This is a genomic window from Myxococcus llanfairpwllgwyngyllgogerychwyrndrobwllllantysiliogogogochensis, from assembly GCF_006636215.1.
Lineage (GTDB): Bacteria > Myxococcota > Myxococcia > Myxococcales > Myxococcaceae > Myxococcus > Myxococcus llanfairpwllgwyngyllgogerychwyrndrobwllllantysiliogogogochensis.
The window spans coordinates 1-19,406 of record NZ_VIFM01000006.1 but is presented as its reverse complement, the minus strand read 5'-3'; the positions used below and the strand labels follow the sequence as shown (position 1 = coordinate 19,406).

Genomic DNA, 19,406 nt, shown 5'->3' with positions numbered 1-19,406 from the left:
TTTGAAGGATCTGGAACGCATCCCGAGGCGATTCCGAGATGCGGAGACTGAGACTCCGACTGCTGCGAAGGGGCAGAGCCTGGTGCCTGGAATGGCCCCAGGGGCTTGAATCTGGCGCCAGGCCGCGCTGAGAAGGGATGGATGACTCCCCGTCCAGGATGCTCAGCACTAATTGCTACGAGGAACCGCTGGGAACTGCTCTTCGGGCGGGCATTGCCTTCCATCCGCCTACAGACCCGCGCGGTCCGCGAGGTCGTCATAGTGAATGACGGTGCGTCATTCACTGCCGAACAGCAGGCGGCACTGCGGTGGCTGCTCCATCCGCTGCCGCTCGTCATGCTCGACAATCAGAGAGCCAATGGGGCCGCGGGCGCCTGGAACACCGGGCTGGCACACCTGCTCGCCTCGTCAAGCGAGGGGTTCGTGGCTCTCCTCGACGATGACGATTCCTGGGAATCGTCGCACGTCGCTGAAAACCTCCGTGCCGCCGAACGCGAGCAAGCCGACATCGTCGTGTCTGGACTCCGGCTGGTGATGGATGGCCAAGAGCGGGAGCGCGCGTTGCCTGAAGGGCTTATCCCCAGCGACTTCCTCGTCGGAAATCCGGGATGGCAGGGGTCGAATACATTCGTGTCCCGACGCCTGTGGGCGACGGTTCGGGGCTTCCGCGACGGGCTTCGGAGCCTCAACGATAGGGACCTCGCCATCCGCCTGCTGCGCGCACAGGGGAGCCGCGTCGCATACACCGGTCAATGGACGGCGACCTGGCACCTGTCCACCCAAGGGGATGCGTTGTCGTCGCCGCGCTCACCCGCGAAAATCTCGGGCCTGCGCTGGTTCTGGCGGCTCTATGGTGGTGAGCTGTCGGAGGCACAGGCCAAGGCGTTCTTCGCGCGCGCCGAGTGTCTTTTCGGCGTGCGGCGCACCGAGATCGAGGCGGGCGGCGAGGATGTCCCACCGCACCAGCTTCCGTGGGGGGATTTGCATGAGACCGGCTGAGAGCAGCTTCGACAGGCCACCAAAAACCTCAAGTCGGTGGCTGTTCCCGCTGCGAGGGTGGTACCGGGCTCGGGCATGGTGGCGCCATCTCCGGGTGTCCCGAGGCCTCACGCAAGTGCTGGGACCTCAGTACGCCCGCAGCCGGGACTTGATCGAGATAGACATCACCTACCTCTGCAATCTGAGCTGCTTCAACTGCAACCGCTCCGTGCGGCAGGCGCCGGAAGCACTCCACCTGCCCCTCGATGGCGTCACTGCTTTCGTCGAGCAATCACTTGCTCGAGGGAAGCGCTGGCGGAGAATCCGTGTGCTCGGCGGCGAGCCGACACTCCATCCCGCCTTCTTCGCCATCATCGAAGAGCTGCGCCGCTATCGCCGGTCAAATCCGGAGTGCATCATCGAGGTCGTGACCAACGGACATGAGGAGGCTGTCCGGTCGCGGCTCGCCCGGCTGCCAGCGGATATCTGGGTTGAGAATTCCGCCAAGACGAGCGATGTGCAACCAACCTTCGGGCCCTTTAACCTTGCCCCAGTAGACGACCCTGCGTACCGGCACGCCGACTTCCGCAACGGCTGCGCCATCATGCGAGACTGTGGGATGGGATTGACGCCGCTCGGCTACTTCCCCTGCGCCGTGGCGGGCGGAGTGACGCGCATCACTGGAGAGGGCGGCGGCCGGACGGAGCTGCCCACCGATGACGATGAAATGGAGGACCTCATCGAGCGCAACTGCCGGCTGTGCGGACGATTCCGCGATGGACATTACGTGCCCACGAACATCAGGCCGACGATGCTCGAGGAGCGGATGTCTCCCTCCTGGATTGCGCTCTACCGGGATTGGTGGCGGAAGCACAAGCCAGGCCGACAGCTCCCCGCCGCTCTCGCTGGAGAGGCCGCTGTACCTGTGCTCGCGCCGAAGGCCTCGCATCTCGAGGAGCCGTCATGACGCTGGAACTCGCCGGGTTCGGGCACGTACGGTCCGTGAGCCTTGCCGGGACATCCGTGGCAGCGGTCGCCAGCGAACAGCACGCCTGGAACTCCGAGGTGGTGGTCTTGGTCAATGTGCACAACCAGGCCGGGCCACTCACCAGATGCCTCGAATCCATCGCGAGGCAGGAGCGCCCCACCGGCGGCCTCGGGGTCGTGGTGGTCGATGACGATTCAAGCGACGACTGGGCGGTCACGGTCGGTCATTTCCGGAAACAGCTTCCGCTCGTTGTCTGCAGCACACGGTGTGGTTCTCCATCGCGAGCACGGAATGCGGCACTTTCTCTTGTTGCTGAGGCAATGCGAAACGCACGATGGGTCGCTCGACTCGATGCGGACGATTGCTTCTCGACGGTGCGATCCCTGGCCTCGGCGTGCGCACTGGGTGACCGCCGCGATGCACGCTGGGTGCTTGGTGGAAACCGGCTCGTCCGGGAGGGACGGCTCCTCGAACAAGACAACCCGGCGACGGAGGAGCTCCTTCGACCAGCCCACGTGCTCTCCATGCTGAGGTCCATGGCCGAGGGCACGGCCAAGAACGAGCTGCCATCCTGCAATCTCCTGCTCCATCCGCGAGCAGGTTGGCGGTATCCCGAGGTCGAGAGCGCCGAGGATCACTGGCTCGTCACTGACCTCCTCTTGAACCAAGCCTCTTCAGGCGCGGTGCTCACGGCCCCGTCGTACTGCGATTACAACCTGGGGGGAGAGGTGACGGCGGCGAACCGGCGCTCGGAACGATACGTCGCCTCGCGGCAGGCCCTGTTCGCACAGGCACAGGTGTGGGCGGCACGGCTGGACGGCGGACGATGATTCTGGGGACGGGCCAGGAGGGGGTGGTCCAACGCATTGGCGAATTCGTCGAGAAGCGATTTCATCCGGGCGCCATCGAAGCATCGAAGGTGGACTGGTTGAGCGGTGCACTCCGCGGCACCATGCCTTTCATTCCCGAGCCAGAGTGGACGTTCTCTGAGGGAACGTGGGTGCTGCGCTACCCTTGGTTCGAGACACTTTCCGCCGAAGACCTCTCCCTGGACGAGGTCAGGGAATTTTTCCTCTTTTGTCTCGAGAAGAATCTTGTCTGCGCAAACATCAAGCGTGCGAACTTCCGCCGACGCATAGGGGGCGGACTGACGTTCATCGACGTTGGTGCGTGGATTGTCCCAATGAACGTGGACTACTTCCGCGACGCCGCGGCACGAGCATTCACCCTTGCCTCGCTGGGGTGGACGGATGAGGAGCTTCGACAGCGCAGCCGTGAGCTGCGCGAGGACGGTTCGCTCACAAGGCTCCCGGGCTTCGCCGACTTCTACCGGGAGTTGCTCACCCAGCACGCGCTTCGGCAGTGGAGGACCGCCGGACCGACAGAGCCACGAGAGCTCGCGCCGGCCTCCGACGTCACGCTCCTCATCAAGGCGTGCGCGATGGATGTGGCGATGCTCCTCACCCAGGTGCGTCACATCGTCGGGCAGCTCGAGTCTCCGCGCCGCTTCGCGCGACGCATCCTCCTCGTGGACCCCTATCCCGGACCGTTTCCTCGCGAGTACGCGCCGGGGGACCTGCCGGGCCTGATTTCTTCGGCCGAGCAGCTTCAGCGAGAGGCGACCCTCGACGAAATCTGGGTTGCGCCTGGGGAGCCGGGGCTCGTCGCGGCGGTGAACGCGGCATGGTTTGGCCTCGCATGTGACGTAACGCACTCCGCGCGCGGGATACCCGTCACGCCGCAGCTCTGGGGCTTCGACCAGATACAGACCCGGTACGTGCTCCAGTGCGACCTCGACGTGCTGGTCGGCCGGCGCGACTTCGGCCACGACTACCTGGGGGAGATGCGAGCGGCCGCGGCACCTGAGGACGTCCTGGGGGTGGCGTTCAACATCCCGCAGCCCGAAAATGTGACGTCGCGGCCGTACGACGCGCCCCTCGGCGCGTTCGTCCCTGAGGTGCGCTGTGGCCTGCTCGACCTGGAGCGGGTTCGTGCATGTCGACCGCTCCCGAACGAGCTGATTGATGGGCGGCTCGCCCGCTCCTGGTATCGCTCGCTCGAAGCGCATCAACAGCGGCACGGGCTGAGGACCCTGCGTGGCGGCGATGCACGGACCTTCTACATCCACCCACCGAACGTCTTGAAAACGGATGAGGCGTTCCTCTCCCGCGCACGCGACCTGGTCGGCCAGGGACAGGTGCCTGAAAGGCAGCGGGGCCAATGGGACCTCACGGGACTCCCCGAGGACTGGGCGTATGCGCAGCGCCATGAGTCCATCGTGTTTCTCATCAAGGGGCAGGATACGGGCCTTTCACGGGTGCGGCGCTGTCTCAGGAGCCTCGCCATGCAGGAGGACCAGCGCTTCGGAATCGTCCTCATCGACGATGCCAGTGAAGGACTGTTGCCGTGGCAGATGGGCCCGCTGCTCGAGCCTTTCAGAGGCCGGTGCACGCTGGTGCGGCACGCACGGCATGCGGGACGAATCCTCAATTTCCGGTTGGGCATCCTCGAACTCTGTGCCGACCCTGAGACGCTCGTGGTGGTGCTCGATATGGATGATGCGCTGCTGAGCCGTACCGGCGTTGGCCGACTGCGCGCCGAGTATGAGCAGGGCTGCGACGTCGTGTTGGCGGCCATGTTCCGACCGGATAAGCCGACGAAACTCTACCACCCCGACTTCGTCGAGCCCCGGCGGCACTGGGGCGGCGAAGTATGGATTCACCTGCGCGCCTTCAGGAAGTGGCTCTTCGACGCCATCACACCGGAGGACTTGCAGCTCGACGGACGGTGGATTGAGCAGTGTACCGACTACGCGACGATGCTCCCCATCGTCGAGGCATGCCGACAGCCCGTGTACATCCCGGAGTACCTCTACTTCCACGAGCGCTCGACGCCTCGCACCCTCGAGGTGAGGGCTGTCAAAGACGACCTCATCCGGCGAATTCTCGCGAAGCGAGGGTGAACAACCGCTGGGCGGGTCTGTGTCTCCAAGGCAATCACTGGCCTCCGGGTTCCCTGTCATAAGGAAAATGCCGTGTGAGCAGGCTCAGCCAATCGCTGGCGAGGTCCTCGCACTGCGGCGTCAAATCGCCGACGTGAGGCGGCAGATGCCCCAGGACCGGGACGACATCAACGCATGGAGCATGATTGCCGTCCTCCACCAGCCGCCGAGAACTACCACGTCAGCGCACCGACTGATGGCCGACCGGGACGCGGCTCCAAACGACGTCTACGCGCGATGCAGGAGGTGCCTGGCATCTATGCCGGGGACGATGGACTGGTCCAGTCTTGCAAGTCGAAGGGTGTCCGCGTGGCCGTAATCTCCTGGAATGGTGAGCTGCAGATCGCCGACGCTAACGGAATCCAGCCTGTGAACTACGAGGAGAGCGGGCAGACAGAGGCGCTGCGGAATGCGCTGCTTGAAACCGACATCTCCCTCTACAAGTCACCGGGGCATTGGGAGCGAATCGAACGGGCTGGAGATTCGCGAAGCGCTCCAGCCCATCAACAGGGGTCGGGGTGACGGGAGCGGTGGCGCAGACCCTGGCGAGGAGTGAGGGGCCGCTTGACGTGCAAGCGCGAAACCAGACGGGCCGTCGCGCGCTTATTCCCCACCGCGCACGCCTCGTTCCCCTTCACGGAGCAAGTGTTCCCACGAGCAGAGCGAATTCAAAGGGGCAGCCACTTTGATCGTGATGCCCGCAATCATGCATGGCGTCTCCCCTCGAGGTTCCCCGATGCTGTCCTCCTCTCGCTCGTCCTGGGTGCTCTTCCTCACGTGGAGCCTGCTGCTCTCCTCGGCTCCAGGCTGCCGAGACTCGCCCCAGCCCACGCCCGATGCAGGCGTCCCCGGGGATTCGGGCACACCCGACTCCGGGACGCCGCCCTGGGACGGCACGTACACCGTGCTGGAGGAGCTGGGAGACGGCACGGGTGACCCCGGCGTGCTCTCGTCCTGCGCGCTCGTGCCTCAGGTGGGCGAGAGCCCCGCTGGAGGCTGCCTCGACCCGGCCATCTTCGACCTGTCCGCCTGCGACGCCCGAACGCTCGCCAACGTCCCGAAAGACGGCATCTACCATGTCCGGCTGCGGCGGGAATTCGCGCTGGCGGATGGCGGAGTGGGCGGCTCGTACTCCACCGTGACAATGGGCCTCATCGGCGATGGCGGCCCCAGCAGGTTCTACTACGCGCCCGTCACTCACGAGGAGCGCGACGCGGACAGCCTGCTCCTCGGCACCCACACGCTGTCCCGGGACGGGGGCAGCACCACCACCGTGCTGGCGGGATGTGAGGCGCCCAGCAACCGCTACTTCACGGGCTGCTTCGCCCGGTGCGTCAACGGCCGGGTGGTGCAGCGGGCCACCGCCGACGCCCACCGCATGCTGTGGCGTGAAGGCGAGGATGAGTCCGCCGGCGGCCTGGAGCTCGTGTCGGAAACGTACGTCGAGCAGGGCACCCCGTTGGACATCTACGTCGCGAACAACCACGCCTACGTCGTCTCCGCCAACGCCTACCTTCGCCCGGGCAAGCCGGGCGGCATCACCGTCTTCGACGTGACGGACCGCCGCAAGCCCGTGCTGAAGAAGCTCATCAGCCTCCCAGACGACCAGCTCTGGAACAGCGTGTGGGCCAAGGGGAACGCGCTGTACGTCGCCAGTCAGGACACTGGCATCGTCGTCTTCGACATCTCCAACCCCGCGGACCCTCGGCTCGTGCGCCGCGTGCCATCCAGCGCCCCCTTCGCCGTGCACACCGTGCTGGTGGACGGGGACCGCCTCTACGGCATGGGACTCTGGCCCTCGAGCAACACGCTCGTGTTCGACGTGTCCGAACCGCTAGAGCCAGTGATGCTCCAGCGTCTCGCCCTTCCCCTGGTGGGGCCCTACGACGGGGCCCATGACGCCTTCGCCTACCAGGGCAAGCTCTACATCAGCCACTTCGAGGGCGGCCTCAAGGTCGTCGACGTCGAGAACCCGAACAACATGAAGCTGCTGGGGACCTACACATACCCAAACACCACCGCCCACCACAACGCCGTGGGCACCTTCGCCGGGCGAACCATCGTCTTCGAGGGCGGCGAGAACCATGGCGCACACCTGCGCGTGCTGGACGCCAGCGACCCGGCGCACATCGTGAAGATCGGCGAGTTCAAGCTCCGGCCCACGACCTCCATCCACAACATCCTTCTGGTGGGCACGCGCCTGTACGTCGCCTGGTATCAGGAGGGCGTGCGCGTGCTGGACGTGTCCAACCCCACACAGCCCCGGCAGGTGGCCTATTACAATACACACCACGAGACGGACCCGGGGCGCACCGACGACGTCTTCGAGGGAGCCATCGGCATCCGCGTACCCGGCGATGGCTCCGTGTACATCATCGATTCGTCGCGCGGCCTGCTCATCATGAACGAGCTCTAGCCAGACATCCGGGGAAGGCGCGGCCAGGAATGGACATGCGCAGGAGTAGAGCGAAGGCGGGTAGCAAGGGGCCCATGGCCTGCCGCTCCTCGCTCACGGCTCATCCTCGACAGGGCGCTCGGGGGTCAGCTTCCACAACTGCCCCGAGTCATTGCAGCTTGTCTTGGCGAGGATGGGGATGTTGTTGGCCCTGCTGTCATTGACGATGTCGAGCGACAGCACGTCGCCCTGCGCCTGGGTCGTCAGCCTGTAGATGCCGTTGGGCTCCGGAGTCAGCTTCCATCGCTGCTCCGGAACAGCCGCCGATTTGACGAGGAGGGGGCGATTGCCAGCGGTGTTGGCCAGGGACAGGCTGGTCCCACGCCACTGGGTCGTCAGTCGGTAGAAGCCGTTGGCCTCCGGAGTCAGTTTCCACAGCTGCCCCGTGTATCTGCCCGTCGTGGCGAGGATGGGGGTGTTGTTGGCCTTGCCGTCCCCGATGATGTCCAGCGACATGCCATCGCCCTGCCACAGGGTCGTCAACCGGTAGTAGCAGCGGGCATCGACGGGGGCGGACACCGGCGGAGGAGTGGAGGTCGTGGGCGGGGTGGGTGCCGTGGTCGTGGGCAGTTGCCACACCTGCTGGAGCAGCGCGAGCATGCCCGGGTCGTGCCTGGCCAAGTCTTCACGTGTGAAGGGATAGTAGTCGTTGCGTCCGAAGAGCGCCTCCGAGGTCTCCGCGAAGTACTCCCAATCATCGGTCATGGCATAGGCACGCTCGAACGTGATGGGCACCTCGGGCCCACGCCAGCGCTCCACACAGTCGTAGCTCTTGTTTTCCCTCGCGCGCGCATAGGCCGCCTCGATGCCGGCGTGCTCGCCGAGCACATGGTCGTGATAGGCATGGCTGAGCTCGTGGAGCACGAATATGGGCATCCGCCGGGTTTCCTTCTCGAAGATGAGGACGTTCGTGAACTCGATGCTCTTCAGCATCGTCAGGCTGCGACCACTCCGGCGCAGCAAGACATCGCCCGCATGGTACCGAGCCGCCTCCGGCTCGTTGGGATAGGGCGGCGACAGCCACAGCGTCACCTTGCGGAGCTGAGCCACGGGGCCCGCGGGGACAATCCGGATGACCTCCTTGAGCTGCGCCGCCAGGAGCACCAGCGCCTTTTCCGTCAGGGGCCTGTTCGCCCCTGCCATCAGGCGGTCATCGATGCGAACCGTCCAGCCCTCGAGAGTCTGGGTTTGATAGGTGGGGACGGGGCTGGCCGCGGAGGCGACGCAAGCGAATGCCAGGGCGGCCAGGAGGAGCCATTTTGGAGAGGGCATGCCTCATCCTACTCTCCGTGTGGCTGGCGGCGGCTACCCTCCACGCTGGCGACTCCAGGAGCGGCTGCTCGACGAACGACGAGACTCCGTCGCACCGAGGACGGAGTCAGGGGCGTGGAGCGCTCGGGCGGCACAGGACCAGCCCCACGTCATCCGGGAGCGCGCCGCTCGCGAGTCGAGGCAGCGCGGCCAGCGCGAGCACCGCGGCGTTCGCGTCGGAGAGGCTCACTTGCGCCTGGATGCGCCGAAGGTCGGCGTACCTGAACAAGCCGTCCGACGCGCCGAGGAGGACGCCACCTCGCCACGCGAATTCGAAGGTGACGGGCCGCGCCTGCCCGCTGCCGAGCAGGGGCTTGCGGTGTTGATGCTCCGTCAGCGCGGTCGATTCGCCGCCCTGGAACAGCCACAGCTCCGAGTCCCCCACGCTGGCCCCCACCACGCGCCGCGGGGTGACACAGGCGACCACGGCGGTGGTTTCCCCTCCCTGTCCCGAGGCCATCCGCTCCGCGTCGCACCGCCCCAGCACCTCGCGCCAGGTCTCCGCGCGCTCCACGTCGGCCCCGGCCTCCACGGCGTCCTGGACGCCACGCAGCACGGCCTCCGCGGCCTCGGCGCCACGTCGTGAGTTCCCCGCCCCATCCGCCACCACGAGCACCGTCGCGTCCCCTCGCGTCAGGACTCGCACACGGTCCGCACCCGTCTTGCCCGCCGGTTCCACATGCCACGCCGTTTCGAAATCGCTCATGTGTCGCGATCCTGGACGAGCTTCTCATGCCATCAGCCGCGCGGCGGCGGGTACCTGGCGACAGGTTTGTCATCCAGAGTCCACGTCGGGTGGTCAACTCAGCCGGGTCAGCCGAGCCGGCACCTTCCCTGACGCAGGGGCGGTAGTCGAGGTGCACGCGTGTTCGAGGGTACGCTCGCGCGAATGAATGCACCCGGCTCCGAACAGGAAATCAAACAGCTCCTGAAGAGCTCCGAGCCGGCGCAGGTGCGGCAGGCGCTCGACCTTCTTCCTGAATTCCCCACGCTGTCGCCGCTGCTCGAGCTGTTCGACTCCATCTGGCGGATGACCTACGCCAATGCCGAAGAGCCTGATGTGACAAGGGTTGCGCGGAGTGGCTTGGAGTACCGAATCGCGCTGATGAATGAGCAGGAGGACCTGGTGCCCTCGCCCCTGGCGGCGATTGAGGCCGTGGAACAGCTCGACCTGGGTGGATTCCCGAAGGCCTCTCTTTCTCCAGAACTGGCGCGCTACACCCATCTCCGGAGGCTCGACCTCTGGGAGAACGGCCTGGAGGAGTTGCCTGACGAGGTCTTTTCGCTGCGGAGCCTGGAAGTGCTTTATGTCTCGGACCCACTCCGCAGACTCTCACCGAAAATCGGCAACCTCACGAACCTCCGACAGTTGAGACTGGCTGGCGGCGCCCTGGAAGCCTTGCCCGAAACCCTCACCCAGTTGAAACGACTGGAGTTGCTCGAACTGGACAGCAACTGCCTGGGGCGGTCGCCCGATTTTCTGCTGGAGTTGCCATCCCTGCGGGAGGTGCGCCTGAGCTGGGACGAATCGGAACCGTTCAACGAACGGATTCTGAAGGAGTGGGACAAACGTGGCGTGCGCTACCTGTTCTGATTCAACGGGGAGGCACGCCCTATTGCCAGCCCACATGGGCAGGTTTCGAGGGCCATTGAATTGACGCGGAGTCCCCAGGGCATGGTGGAATGAGCTCATGCCCTCCGTCAAGCGCAGCCACTCCCGCAGTGCATCCCGATGCGAGGCGGCGAGGTGGCTCTTCGCGGTGGGGTTGCTGGTCGTCCTCGCGGCCTGTAGTGACTCCGGCCCGCCGGTGTCTCCGCCGTCCGAGGAGAAGGAGATCCCCCTCCCGCCGCCCCCCTCGGTGGATCCTGTCCCGGAGGCCGTCGCCTATCCGGAGTCCCTGCTCTGCCCGGAGCCGCCTGGCACCGATGCCCGGTGCGGCACGCCCTACGTCCCAGCGAACGCGCTCACCGAGGAGGAGTTGGCGGCGCGCTATTCGGCGGGGCTCAACGCCTGGCGCTACGAGGGCACGCGAGGTGCGTGTGCTGGCTGCCACAGCCCGGACGCCATCGAGCTGGCGCGAGTGGGCTACACGGACGCGGACCTCCGCCGCCGAGCGGTGACACACGTCGACGAGGCCCGGGCCAGCGCCATCATCGAACTGGTCCGGGTGGTGCGGCAACGACACGGGATGACGCGACTGCTTCATCCGGCGCGCTTCCGGCCGCTCCAGCCCGCCTATGAGCCCTTCGCCGCCCGGACGCCGGGCCTCCCCGTCCACGACTCCGCCGCGCAGAGCGAGCGCGACGAGGCCTTCATGGACCACCTCGTGGGTGACCGGAAGCTGCTGTGGGCCACCGGGCGCATCGACTCGCTGGCCAAGGCGCGGCAGGCCTATGACGAGTTGCACGCCATCGACCTGCGCCACCTGCGGCTGGGGCTGCCGTTCGACCATCTCGCCGAGGATGGCTTCCATGGAAACGAGCACCGCTCCGTCTTCGAGTGGTTCCCCGACCTCGCCTCGAGCCCTCGCGCCGCCGTGCGTGAGGAGTGGTATCAGCGGGTGGACGCCTACCTGAGCCAGCCCACGGACCAGAACCTCTGGGGCTACTACGACGCCGCGAAGGACCTGACGGAGTGCAATCCGGACCTCGGCGGCGCGCGGCTGGAGGACTACCCACGCGCCTGCGAGTGGATGCGGCTGAAGTACCGCTCCCTCCAGGTGTTCCAGCACATGCTGCGGCACGGCACCCACCGCCACCCGGACTTCCTGGTGGATGTGGACTCGAGCGGCGGGACGCCCCGAATCCCCGACCACCTGGAGAAGGTCATCGCCCGCAATCCCATCTGGGAGACCGGAGACCACCTGCGCATCCAGCCGCTGGCCCGCTCCGCGCAGACGGCCTGCAACGCCACCAACCATCCCTGCACGTTGCTGCCGCCCATCATCGACCAGACCATCCACGACACGCCGTCCTACACCGAGGCTCGAATCAAGCAGAGCCAGGTCTTCCAGCAGACGTGGTTCGTGATGTCCTTCCTCAGGGACCCCGCGCTGCTCTACGAGGGAGACAGCTTCGCCACCTTCATCGGTGACTACCTGGAGTCGGTGCTGCTGCCCTTCTATGACGTCCACCACGCCTTCGTCTTCGCGAAGATGGCCGTGGAGAAGTCGTCCGCCCAGGGGTGGATGGAGGCGGAGGGCTTCCGGGCCGGGACGGGGAAGCTGGCCAGCGTGCGCACCTTCAGCTTCAAGCAATTGCGCGACAACTTCAGCCCGCCGCCCTCGGGCAATCGCAGACGTCCGGTCCATGACCGGATGTTCGCCAACTTCGCCCGGATGTTCATCTATCTCGTGGAGGAGGACCTGACGCGGACGGGTGAGGTTTTCGACCGCACCGAGGTGCTCTACGCCGTCCGCTTCATGCGGACCTGGATTCTCAGGCTGGAGGGCGCGGAGGACGCGGACATCAACGCGCGGGTGAGGTCCATCGAGGCGCTGGCCGCGGCGGCCCGGGAGCTGCGCACCGAGGCCAATCGCCGGGAGAATCCCGGCACGGGCCTGCAACCCAACAACCGCTGGGGTGAGTTCACCGCGCCCTATGGCGGGTGAGGCCACGCCTTCACGTGAAACGGCGCGCGTCTGAATTCAGGATGGGACGCGCGGGGTGTCGAGGTTGCAAGCGATGGCGGGTGGTATCTCTGGCTCCAACCCTGATTGCTTCGACAGGCTGCTAGATATCGCCCGACGGCCTCCCACACGAGAGCAGGAGTCCGCGGAACGCCCTACGACTCCACCATCACGACCTGCAAGCTGTAGAGCGTCTGGCCCGACGGCCCACCAACCTGGGGATACCGCGTTGTCGGCACGGTCCACCATGGACGTGGACATGATGACGTCGTGGAGGATGCCGCCCTCAACGCGCGGGGGCCGCTGCCTCCAGCGTCAGCCTCGCATCCGGCTTCGCCGAGGCCTGGAGCCTGGGCATCCGCTGGCCCAGCAGGAAGAGAACGTTGTCGAGGACCGAGTCCATGGAGCAGGTGCCTCAGCCCGGAATTGTCTTGCCCGCGAGGTGGACCGCGAGTCCGGAGAGCCCCGCCTGCTGGAAGGCCTCGAGCAGGTCGGAGCGTAGCACCATGAGCCTCGGGAGCTCGCCCAGCCGGAAGAGCTGGGCATCTTCAGGGACGGCATCTTCTCGCACGTGCAGCAGCTTGACCTCGGCCAGCTCGTTCGGGTCGCTGGCGGTACGTCGGTACTTCGAGCGCTCGAAGTCCAGACACGACACCCGCACCAATGGGTTCACAATGGCATAAGACTCACGGACGCGACGGCCGCGCTTGTCCAGCAGGACGAAAGGCAGCAGCTCGACAGCCGCGCCCACCAGTCCCCGACTCTTCAGCACGTCCTGTACGCGCTGGGACGCGTAGAGCATGCGGTCCGGGTTGTCGATGAAGTCCGTGAGCATGTCGCCCGCCCCCTCGTAGAAGCCAAGCTCTGTCGTTGGCGGCACATAGGAGGCACAGGGAACGCCATCGCTCAGGTAGAAGTAGTCCTCGACCCTGTCGGGAAGGTCGACGACCTGCACGGCTCGCGGGTCCAGGGAGGGCCCCAAGGTGTAAAAGGAGTAGGTCATGGTTCGTGGCTCAGACGCTGGCGGCGGTGAGCTGCACCCCAGCGCTCATGCTCTTGACCTGCTCGAGCAGGTCCTCCGACAGGCTGTTCAGGTCCGCGAGGATGTCGGCCTTGATGTCCTTGGGATGCTTCTCCTGCCGGATGGCACGGTCGATCTTCTGCCGCAAATCGCGCAGCCGGCTCTGCAAGGATGACTGATAGACAACGTGGGCCGGCAGCCCCACGATGAGCGCCTCGAACTCCTGCTGGGGCAGCAGGACCATGCCCTGGGTGGATGAGAAGACCAGAAGCCGCGGCACCTGAATCAGACCTGGACCAGACGAGAATCTCGTCTCCTCGCGCGTACTTCCTGACAAAGGAGCGCATACAGCTTGCTCCGCAACCGTCGAGTCAGAGGACCACAATCTTGTCGTACATCTCCGTGGCAGTGGAGTTGCTGCCCATGCTCAAGCGACGGCCCTCCCTGTCGCAAGTCTCTACCAACTCCGTGCCGAGGGTCAGGTTGTTCAAATCCCCGCCCACCGTCACATAGCCGCTGCGTTTCAGCTCCCCGGCGAGCGCGTCCTCCTTGCCGTTGAGGAGGTGCGTCATGGCGTGCAACTCATCGCTGGGCCCATATTTCAAAGTGAGCAGATTCTGTCGGGTGCCGTCCGCGAGGGTCAGCAACGAGGCTTCGATTTCAATGCCGGGGGATGGGTTGCTGGTGTTGAGAAACAGGTACCCCGTCAAGGCGTGGACGCCCATGCCGGCGACAAGCTTCCCGCCCTTGTACTCGGACTTGCTGGCGTTCTCGAATCTCAAGTCGAAGTCCGGGGCCTGCGTCTTCGCGCCATACACGTTCACCGAGTCCTCGGAGACACTGTGGATGTCATTGAGGTCCAGGTCGTTCTGGACACGATACAGGATGCTCTCGAGGATGCCCTTGTGGATGGCGAGCGAGCACTCTCCTACGACGACCAGGACATTGGCCTGCTCGTTCCGGGCGATGCCGAGCAGGAAATCGAGTTCCTGATGGAGGCTGTCAAGGAAGGCCTCACGATGGTCATGCACGGCGAGCTTGGAGGACTTCTCGGGGTCGAACTTCCCCGAGCCCTGCTTGAAGAAATTGAGGCTCGACTGGGAGCCATAGTTCCACGCGGTCCGGGTGTTGGTGTGCTGATGCCCGTGCTCCAGCGAGTGGTAATAGATGAAGAGGGGCGGGGCCCCCTGGCATGAGAATTTGGAGACGAAGCCCGCATGGTCGCTGAAGACGCTGGTGTCGAACTTCGGCGGGACCTGGTACTTCATTTCGATGGTGGTGCCCTGATCAGTCTTCGCCCAGGTCATGCGCTCATCGGAGTTGTTTTTCTTGGTCGAAACCGCCAGCAGATGGGCGAAGGTGTTCTGCTTGTTCCTGTAGACATTCGACCCTTTCAGCAAAGGGAGGAGGGTCTGTCGGGGCGTGAGCGTGGAGAAATAGTCGGTGACCACATCGTCCTCGATGGTGTGGCTGTACGCGACGTCGTAGCGGTCGAACAGCACGTTCATCAGCTGGAACTTGGTGTCGTCGTCGGTGTTCATGCCGAAGATGGCCGCCGCCGCGTTCCGGACGGCCTCGGAGCTCTCCTGGCGGAGTAAGACGAAGCACCGTTCGATTTCATCCAGGGCATCCTGGAACCGCCGCGCGGTGACACGGCTCTTCTCAAGCACGCCCTCGAGTTCCGGGCCGAACGGCTCGTCCTCGTCCCGCTCGACGGAGAGCGCGGCCTCGACCAACGCCCACATCTGCTGGCTGTAGGACTCGGTCAGGTCCGCCATCTTCACGCCAATGGCCCTCGGGAGCTTCGCGCGGTCCAGCAGCAAGCCCAGCTTGGGGATTCCGTTCTGGATGGGCTCCTCGAGGGAGAGCCGCTCCTGCTTTTCGAGCCGCTCCCGGAGGATTTTGTAGGACCGATCGGTGAGGGGCTGGGTCGTGTTTGCTCGCCCCGAGATGCCCTTCAGGTGGGGGGCGGTCGCCCCTTTGGGGTCCGTCAGCGGGGAGGCATCCGTCATCTTGGCGACAGGCATTGGCGTGGCCCTCGAATGCCTCGAGAGTACCACCCGAGCGGGGGCAGGAACCCTCTCGCGCCCCCTGACGGATGGCCCGTCACGCGGCCCAAGGGTCAACGGACCCGGCAGATGAACATGACCGGCCTGAAACGGAAACGGGCTGGAGATCCGTGAAGATCTCCAGCCCGTCAAAAATGGTCGGGGAGACAGGATTTGAACCCGTGGACACGGGGCGCCCTAAACCTGCGACGGCGCATGCCCTTCGCTGATTCGTGAGTAAATCCGGGCACTTCGAGTCCACGAGGCAGTCCTCGCCCGTCCCGCCTGTCGCCCGGAGTCCCCTCCAGACTTGGAGACATTTTCGAGACGGAATCAGGGGCGCACGGTTCTCCAGGGAGGTTCGTGGAAGCCCAACGGTAGCGCTGCAGGCGTCTGAGTGACGCTACACCTGGGGCGGTGACTTCAAGAGCAACTTCGACCCGATGCACTTCCAATACGCCAGCGGCTACTAGGGAGCGCCGTGAGAGTTCGTCTCCGGCTGCTGCTTCATGGCCGCGACGGAGAGGCACTCCGGGTCATCGGTGAGCACGCTCCACGGACGGGTGGGGGGGCGTTGTGTGACGCGGATGATGTCCATGACGGCGTTGACGATGCCCTGGGGCCCCGCGTTCTTGTCGTTGAGGACCTGGAAGAACGAGGCGACGTCATATCCGGGAAAGAAGCCCGCCAAGTCGGCATTGACCTTCTTCCAGATGTCCTGCGCCACATGTCCCGAGCAGCCAATCGGGATGGGGAAGTGCCGGAACGACTGGGTGAGCTCGAACTCCTTCTGGACGCCCTCGGCGTTCTGGATGCTCCCGTCCGCTCCCACCTTGTTGCCGCAGATGAAGACGGTGTAGCCGGCCTTTGAGACCAGCTCCTGGCGGTACTGCTCGTAGGCAAGCTTCCGCTGTGCAGCAGGGATGTCCTGGGGGAAGTGGACGAGCATCAAGCGATCGCCAATCTCGGTCTGCTCCTTGTAGATTTCGGTCATTGCTCCCGTGACCACGGCACTCCCGATGCCCAGGCCGGTGCCCGACAGCAGGCGCAGCCCCGTGGCAATCAGCCGCTCCCCAAGCATCCGGCAGATGTCCTCGACGTAGCTCTGGGTGAGTGGCTCGAAGATGGTGGCGCTGCCGGAAATCAGGATGGATTTCCGAGCGTACCGTCGGCTGATCTCCTCGAGGATGAGGGTGATGCCCGCGTAGTCATCCACGAGCACGGTCTGGATGCCGTAGCGCTTCAGGTCATTGATGCGCAGTTGCTGTTTGTGGCGCTCGTACCGAAACTTCGCGCGCTTGTCCGCCTCGCTGCCTGGGTGATTCTTGAAGTCCGCGAGGGTGAAGCACCGGGTGATGTAGAAGTGGTCCCTGCGGTTCTGCCCCAGCAGGACGCGCAGGCGCCCCAGCACATAGTCGATGTTGGGGTCCGAGAAGCTGAAGCCCAGGAAGAGGAAGGTCTTCGAGGCGAGGTCCCCTCGGAGCAGGTCAATGAAGAGCGGGTGGGTCCGCTCATAGTTCTCGTAGTCGTCCCGGGTGAGGATCGTGCGGTGGGGGGCCGAGATGTCCCCATGCATCTTGAAGACGGTGGTGGCCCTACCGGGGAGCGTGCTCGTGAGGTCCTCGGAAGTGACCTTCTTCTCGAACCGTTTCTTCTGCCGCTGGAGGGCCTCCTCAAGCAACGTGTCGTAGTTGGTTGTCCAGATTCTCTGGAGGGGAAGCTTGGCGAGCAGGTCGTGGTTGGGGGTGGGCCTTGCGCGGCGGGTGAACTCCCGCAGAAGCAGCTCGTTAATCTGGCCGCGCCCTGCGTTCTCGTTCACACAGTACTGGGCCACTGCGAGCAGGTCATGCTCCTGGTCGACGTCCAGCCGGAGCTGGGAGGCCACATCGCGCAGCAACTCCTTCCAGGATGAGAAGCCCCCTGGAACGGAGAGCCCCGCGCCCACGAACACGGCCGCCGAGCCGTCAATGAGCGCGCGGACGTACTGCGACAGCAAATACTCGACCGAGGCCACGGAGTCCTATCCTTTGAGGTTGGGGATGATGAGGTGGGAGGTAAGCCACAACTTGAAGTGGAGTGGGTCCCATGGAAAACAGAGGATGCGATGGGCTGCCAGGTGCGGTGGGAGCGGCCCTCTACAACCCAGTCTCCCTGCATGATCTCGCAGCTCGTCAATGAAGATGCCGACTAAACCAACGATCTCGATTCTCGCACGACGTCAGGAGGCACGCCTGAGGTCGGCTCGGCGCAGGGATGGACAGGCAGAGCGCTGTGCATTCCGCGCGTTGAGGTAGGCATGTACCCGCACCATGAGCTGGTCCATGGTGCGGCAGCGGTGGTTTCGCGTGACGTTGGCGTGCAGGTCCAGCCACACGCGCTCGATGCGGTTGCCCTGGGGACAGTAGGGCGGCAGGAAGTGGAGCACGATGCGCCCTCCAAGTTGGGCAAGGGCCTTGCGAGTCTTCTGGCTGGTGTGGACCGCAGCATTGTCCAGCACGAGGTGGATGCGGCGAGCGCGCCGGTATTCACCCGCGAGGCGCCAGAGCAACTGGATGAAGAGGTCGCTGGCCTTGGATTTGCCCTCCACCCACGTCAGCTTCCCCGTCCGGACATTCAACGCTCCGGCCAGGAAGCGCTTCTGGTTGTTGCCCGGTGTCACCATCACCCGGCGCTGCCCCGGAAGACACCAGTCGTGTCCCACCTTGGGGTTGAGATGGATGTCCACCTCATCCACGTGGAGCACGGGCTCTTCGGGGGGCTTGTGGGCGTGCAGGCACTTCAACTCGTAGAGCCGGCGCCGACGCTTCCAGGCGGGCCAGGGACACTCGACGATGGGCCTGGCCGCCTTGCGCCTCGCGCCGAGCCAGGTGAGCGCGCGTCCCATGGTCGCCACGGACACCTGGGGCAGCCCCCGGCGCTCAAGCTCCAAGCACAGCAACTCCCGTGTCCAGGTGGGCCGGCACCAGCCCCAGTCCTCGGGCGTTCCCACCAGTACCCGCGCCAGCCTCTCTCGGAATCGCTCGTCGACCTTGCGCTGGCCGTTGCCCTCCCTCCTGTCTCGCAGCGCTCCGCGTCCGTCCTCCCGGTAGCGGCGCACCGCGCTGACGACGGTGGAGGTGGCGCAGCCCAAGTCCCGGGCTGCTGCGTTGCACGAGGCACCCCTCCCCACCGCAGCCACCGCCATGCACCGTCGCATGGTGAGCGGGCAGCCGCTCTTCTCGCCCCATCGCAGCAGCGCCTGGCGCTGCTTCCTCTTCAGCCACTGCCTACCTTTGCCCTCGGGCAGGGCCTTCTCGCTCTCAGGTCTTCTGCGCACACAGAGCCGAACGAGAGGTGCCCCTGCTCCCTCTTCCCGCTCACTTCACGCCCGCCCGCCCTCCGGCCTGATCGAGAATCACGAACTCCGGTTTAGGGGCAGTCGCCATTCCAGGCTGCGGAGGATTTCATAAGCGACATACCTGCGCTCGAAGGTGCGTGTGCCAATCAAAACGGCGGTAGCAGCGCACTGTTGGAGCGAGGCGTCGATGCGGCTGTGGAGGAGTTGCTCGTCGAGTATCTTGGATGATTCGGCGAGTGAGCCGTCGACGTACCCAGCGGCCTCAAGGCCGACCTGCTGGGGGTAGGTGCGGATATGGCGCGCACGCCAGTGGTCCAACTCGTAGTGGAAGCTGAAGTAAATGCGCGGGACGCCGTCGGCCTTATGGCAGGGGGCGCGATGCGGGTCAGCAACGTTAGGAGGGCTCGCTGGCAACTCGCTCAAGGTACGTTCCCGAGGTTCATGGGGAAGCCTTGAGTATAGGTCGAGGCGGAGGAAACCTTGCTACCGGCAGGTGGGCCACCGAGTAGGGCCCCCTGTGTCAGGGAAGATGTCGCCTCGGCTGACGTGCCGAGCTGACGACGCCCTGGGGGCGAGCGCAGGCGGTTGAAGTGCCGTACACAGACGCATTCAAGGCGCAGATGGTGAAGCGGATGATG

The 19,406-nt window shown here is 65.2% G+C and carries 15 protein-coding genes and 1 pseudogene; 8 read left to right on the top strand and 8 right to left on the bottom strand.

The features are described from left to right. Positions 1 to 141 precede the first annotated feature (141 nt). The 5 genes from FJV41_RS02530 to FJV41_RS02510 all read left to right on the top strand — a co-directional run bounded on the left by FJV41_RS02530 (position 142) and on the right by FJV41_RS02510 (position 7,383). The gene (locus FJV41_RS02530) at positions 142 to 999 is read left to right on the top strand and encodes a glycosyltransferase family 2 protein (RefSeq protein WP_141640773.1); all 858 of its coding nucleotides are present in this window, start codon (positions 142 to 144) and stop codon (positions 997 to 999) included. 148 nt (positions 1,000 to 1,147) lie between these two features. Then, the gene (locus tag FJV41_RS02525; RefSeq protein ID WP_174489897.1) at positions 1,148 to 1,945 is read left to right on the top strand and encodes a radical SAM protein; all 798 of its coding nucleotides are present in this window, start codon (positions 1,148 to 1,150) and stop codon (positions 1,943 to 1,945) included. Next, positions 1,942 to 2,796 (top strand): glycosyltransferase, encoded by an 855-nt coding sequence (locus FJV41_RS02520; protein WP_141640772.1) that lies wholly within the window; start codon positions 1,942 to 1,944, stop codon positions 2,794 to 2,796. The genes FJV41_RS02525 and FJV41_RS02520 overlap by 4 nt, the downstream gene beginning before the upstream one ends. A gap of 353 nt (positions 2,797 to 3,149) precedes the next feature. Then, entirely contained in the window at positions 3,150 to 4,928 is a 1,779-nt protein-coding gene (locus FJV41_RS02515; RefSeq protein ID WP_181790349.1) for a glycosyltransferase, read from the top strand. Positions 4,929 to 5,703: 775 nt separating this feature from the next. Beyond that, on the top strand, positions 5,704 to 7,383 hold the full coding sequence (locus FJV41_RS02510; RefSeq protein ID WP_141640770.1) for an LVIVD repeat-containing protein: 1,680 nt from the start codon (positions 5,704 to 5,706) through the stop codon (positions 7,381 to 7,383). Positions 7,384 to 7,476: 93 nt separating this feature from the next. Here FJV41_RS02510 and FJV41_RS02505 read toward each other — a convergent pair whose 3' ends face one another. Both FJV41_RS02505 and FJV41_RS02500 read right to left on the bottom strand, forming a co-directional pair. Further along, on the bottom strand, positions 7,477 to 8,694 hold the full coding sequence (locus tag FJV41_RS02505) for an RICIN domain-containing protein (RefSeq protein WP_141640769.1): 1,218 nt from the start codon (positions 8,692 to 8,694) through the stop codon (positions 7,477 to 7,479). A gap of 106 nt (positions 8,695 to 8,800) precedes the next feature. Further along, positions 8,801 to 9,439 carry a protein phosphatase 2C domain-containing protein gene (locus FJV41_RS02500; RefSeq protein ID WP_141640768.1) on the bottom strand — a complete coding sequence of 213 codons (639 nt, stop codon included), beginning with the start codon at positions 9,437 to 9,439 and terminating at the stop codon, positions 8,801 to 8,803. 159 nt (positions 9,440 to 9,598) lie between these two features. On the opposite strand from FJV41_RS02500, the gene FJV41_RS02495 reads away from it, so the two are divergent. Continuing rightward, entirely contained in the window at positions 9,599 to 10,327 is a 729-nt protein-coding gene (locus tag FJV41_RS02495) for a leucine-rich repeat domain-containing protein (RefSeq protein ID WP_141640767.1), read from the top strand. A gap of 97 nt (positions 10,328 to 10,424) precedes the next feature. Then, positions 10,425 to 12,344 (top strand): hypothetical protein, encoded by a 1,920-nt coding sequence (locus FJV41_RS02490; protein ID WP_141640766.1) that lies wholly within the window; start codon positions 10,425 to 10,427, stop codon positions 12,342 to 12,344. Between the two features lie 433 nt (positions 12,345 to 12,777). Here FJV41_RS02490 and FJV41_RS02485 read toward each other — a convergent pair whose 3' ends face one another. The 3 genes from FJV41_RS02485 to FJV41_RS02475 form a co-directional block, all read right to left on the bottom strand. Next, positions 12,778 to 13,365 (bottom strand): imm11 family protein, encoded by a 588-nt coding sequence (locus FJV41_RS02485; RefSeq protein ID WP_141640765.1) that lies wholly within the window; start codon positions 13,363 to 13,365, stop codon positions 12,778 to 12,780. A 10-nt stretch (positions 13,366 to 13,375) separates the two neighbouring features. Continuing rightward, entirely contained in the window at positions 13,376 to 13,663 is a 288-nt protein-coding gene (locus FJV41_RS02480) for a hypothetical protein (RefSeq protein ID WP_181790348.1), read from the bottom strand. Positions 13,664 to 13,754: 91 nt separating this feature from the next. Further along, positions 13,755 to 15,410, bottom strand: a complete 1,656-nt coding sequence (locus tag FJV41_RS02475) for a hypothetical protein (RefSeq protein WP_141640763.1) — start codon at positions 15,408 to 15,410, stop codon at positions 13,755 to 13,757. Positions 15,411 to 15,835: 425 nt separating this feature from the next. Here FJV41_RS02475 and FJV41_RS54910 point away from each other — a divergent pair. Next, positions 15,836 to 15,904: pseudogene (locus FJV41_RS54910) on the top strand (M15 family metallopeptidase); the annotation flags it as partial. Here FJV41_RS54910 and FJV41_RS02465 read toward each other — a convergent pair. The 3 genes from FJV41_RS02465 to FJV41_RS02455 form a co-directional block, all read right to left on the bottom strand. Continuing rightward, on the bottom strand, positions 15,901 to 17,445 hold the full coding sequence (locus tag FJV41_RS02465) for an SIR2 family protein (RefSeq protein ID WP_141640762.1): 1,545 nt from the start codon (positions 17,443 to 17,445) through the stop codon (positions 15,901 to 15,903). The pseudogene FJV41_RS54910 and the gene FJV41_RS02465 overlap by 4 nt on opposite strands. Positions 17,446 to 17,649: 204 nt before the next feature. Continuing rightward, positions 17,650 to 18,747: an IS630 family transposase gene (locus FJV41_RS02460; RefSeq protein WP_438616727.1), complete on the bottom strand. Its 1,098-nt coding sequence runs from the start codon at positions 18,745 to 18,747 to the stop codon at positions 17,650 to 17,652. 78 nt (positions 18,748 to 18,825) lie between these two features. Next, positions 18,826 to 19,191 (bottom strand): TIR domain-containing protein, encoded by a 366-nt coding sequence (locus tag FJV41_RS02455; protein WP_141640761.1) that lies wholly within the window; start codon positions 19,189 to 19,191, stop codon positions 18,826 to 18,828. Positions 19,192 to 19,406: the final 215 nt, after the last annotated feature.

What these genes read in the sequence shown, in the direction of transcription:
- FJV41_RS02475 (WP_141640763.1), bottom strand. Translation starts at nt 15,410, where the DNA reads ATGCCTGTCGCCAAGATGACGGATGCCTCCCCGCTGACGGACCCCAAA.
- FJV41_RS02515 (WP_181790349.1), top strand. Translation starts at nt 3,150, where the DNA reads ATGAACGTGGACTACTTCCGCGACGCCGCGGCACGAGCATTCACCCTT.
- FJV41_RS02485 (WP_141640765.1), bottom strand. Translation starts at nt 13,365, where the DNA reads ATGACCTACTCCTTTTACACCTTGGGGCCCTCCCTGGACCCGCGAGCC.
- FJV41_RS02520 (WP_141640772.1), top strand. Translation starts at nt 1,942, where the DNA reads ATGACGCTGGAACTCGCCGGGTTCGGGCACGTACGGTCCGTGAGCCTT.
- FJV41_RS02500 (WP_141640768.1), bottom strand. Translation starts at nt 9,439, where the DNA reads ATGAGCGATTTCGAAACGGCGTGGCATGTGGAACCGGCGGGCAAGACG.
- FJV41_RS02490 (WP_141640766.1), top strand. Translation starts at nt 10,425, where the DNA reads ATGCCCTCCGTCAAGCGCAGCCACTCCCGCAGTGCATCCCGATGCGAG.
- FJV41_RS02505 (WP_141640769.1), bottom strand. Translation starts at nt 8,694, where the DNA reads ATGCCCTCTCCAAAATGGCTCCTCCTGGCCGCCCTGGCATTCGCTTGC.
- FJV41_RS02510 (WP_141640770.1), top strand. Translation starts at nt 5,704, where the DNA reads ATGCTGTCCTCCTCTCGCTCGTCCTGGGTGCTCTTCCTCACGTGGAGC.
- FJV41_RS02530 (WP_141640773.1), top strand. Translation starts at nt 142, where the DNA reads ATGACTCCCCGTCCAGGATGCTCAGCACTAATTGCTACGAGGAACCGC.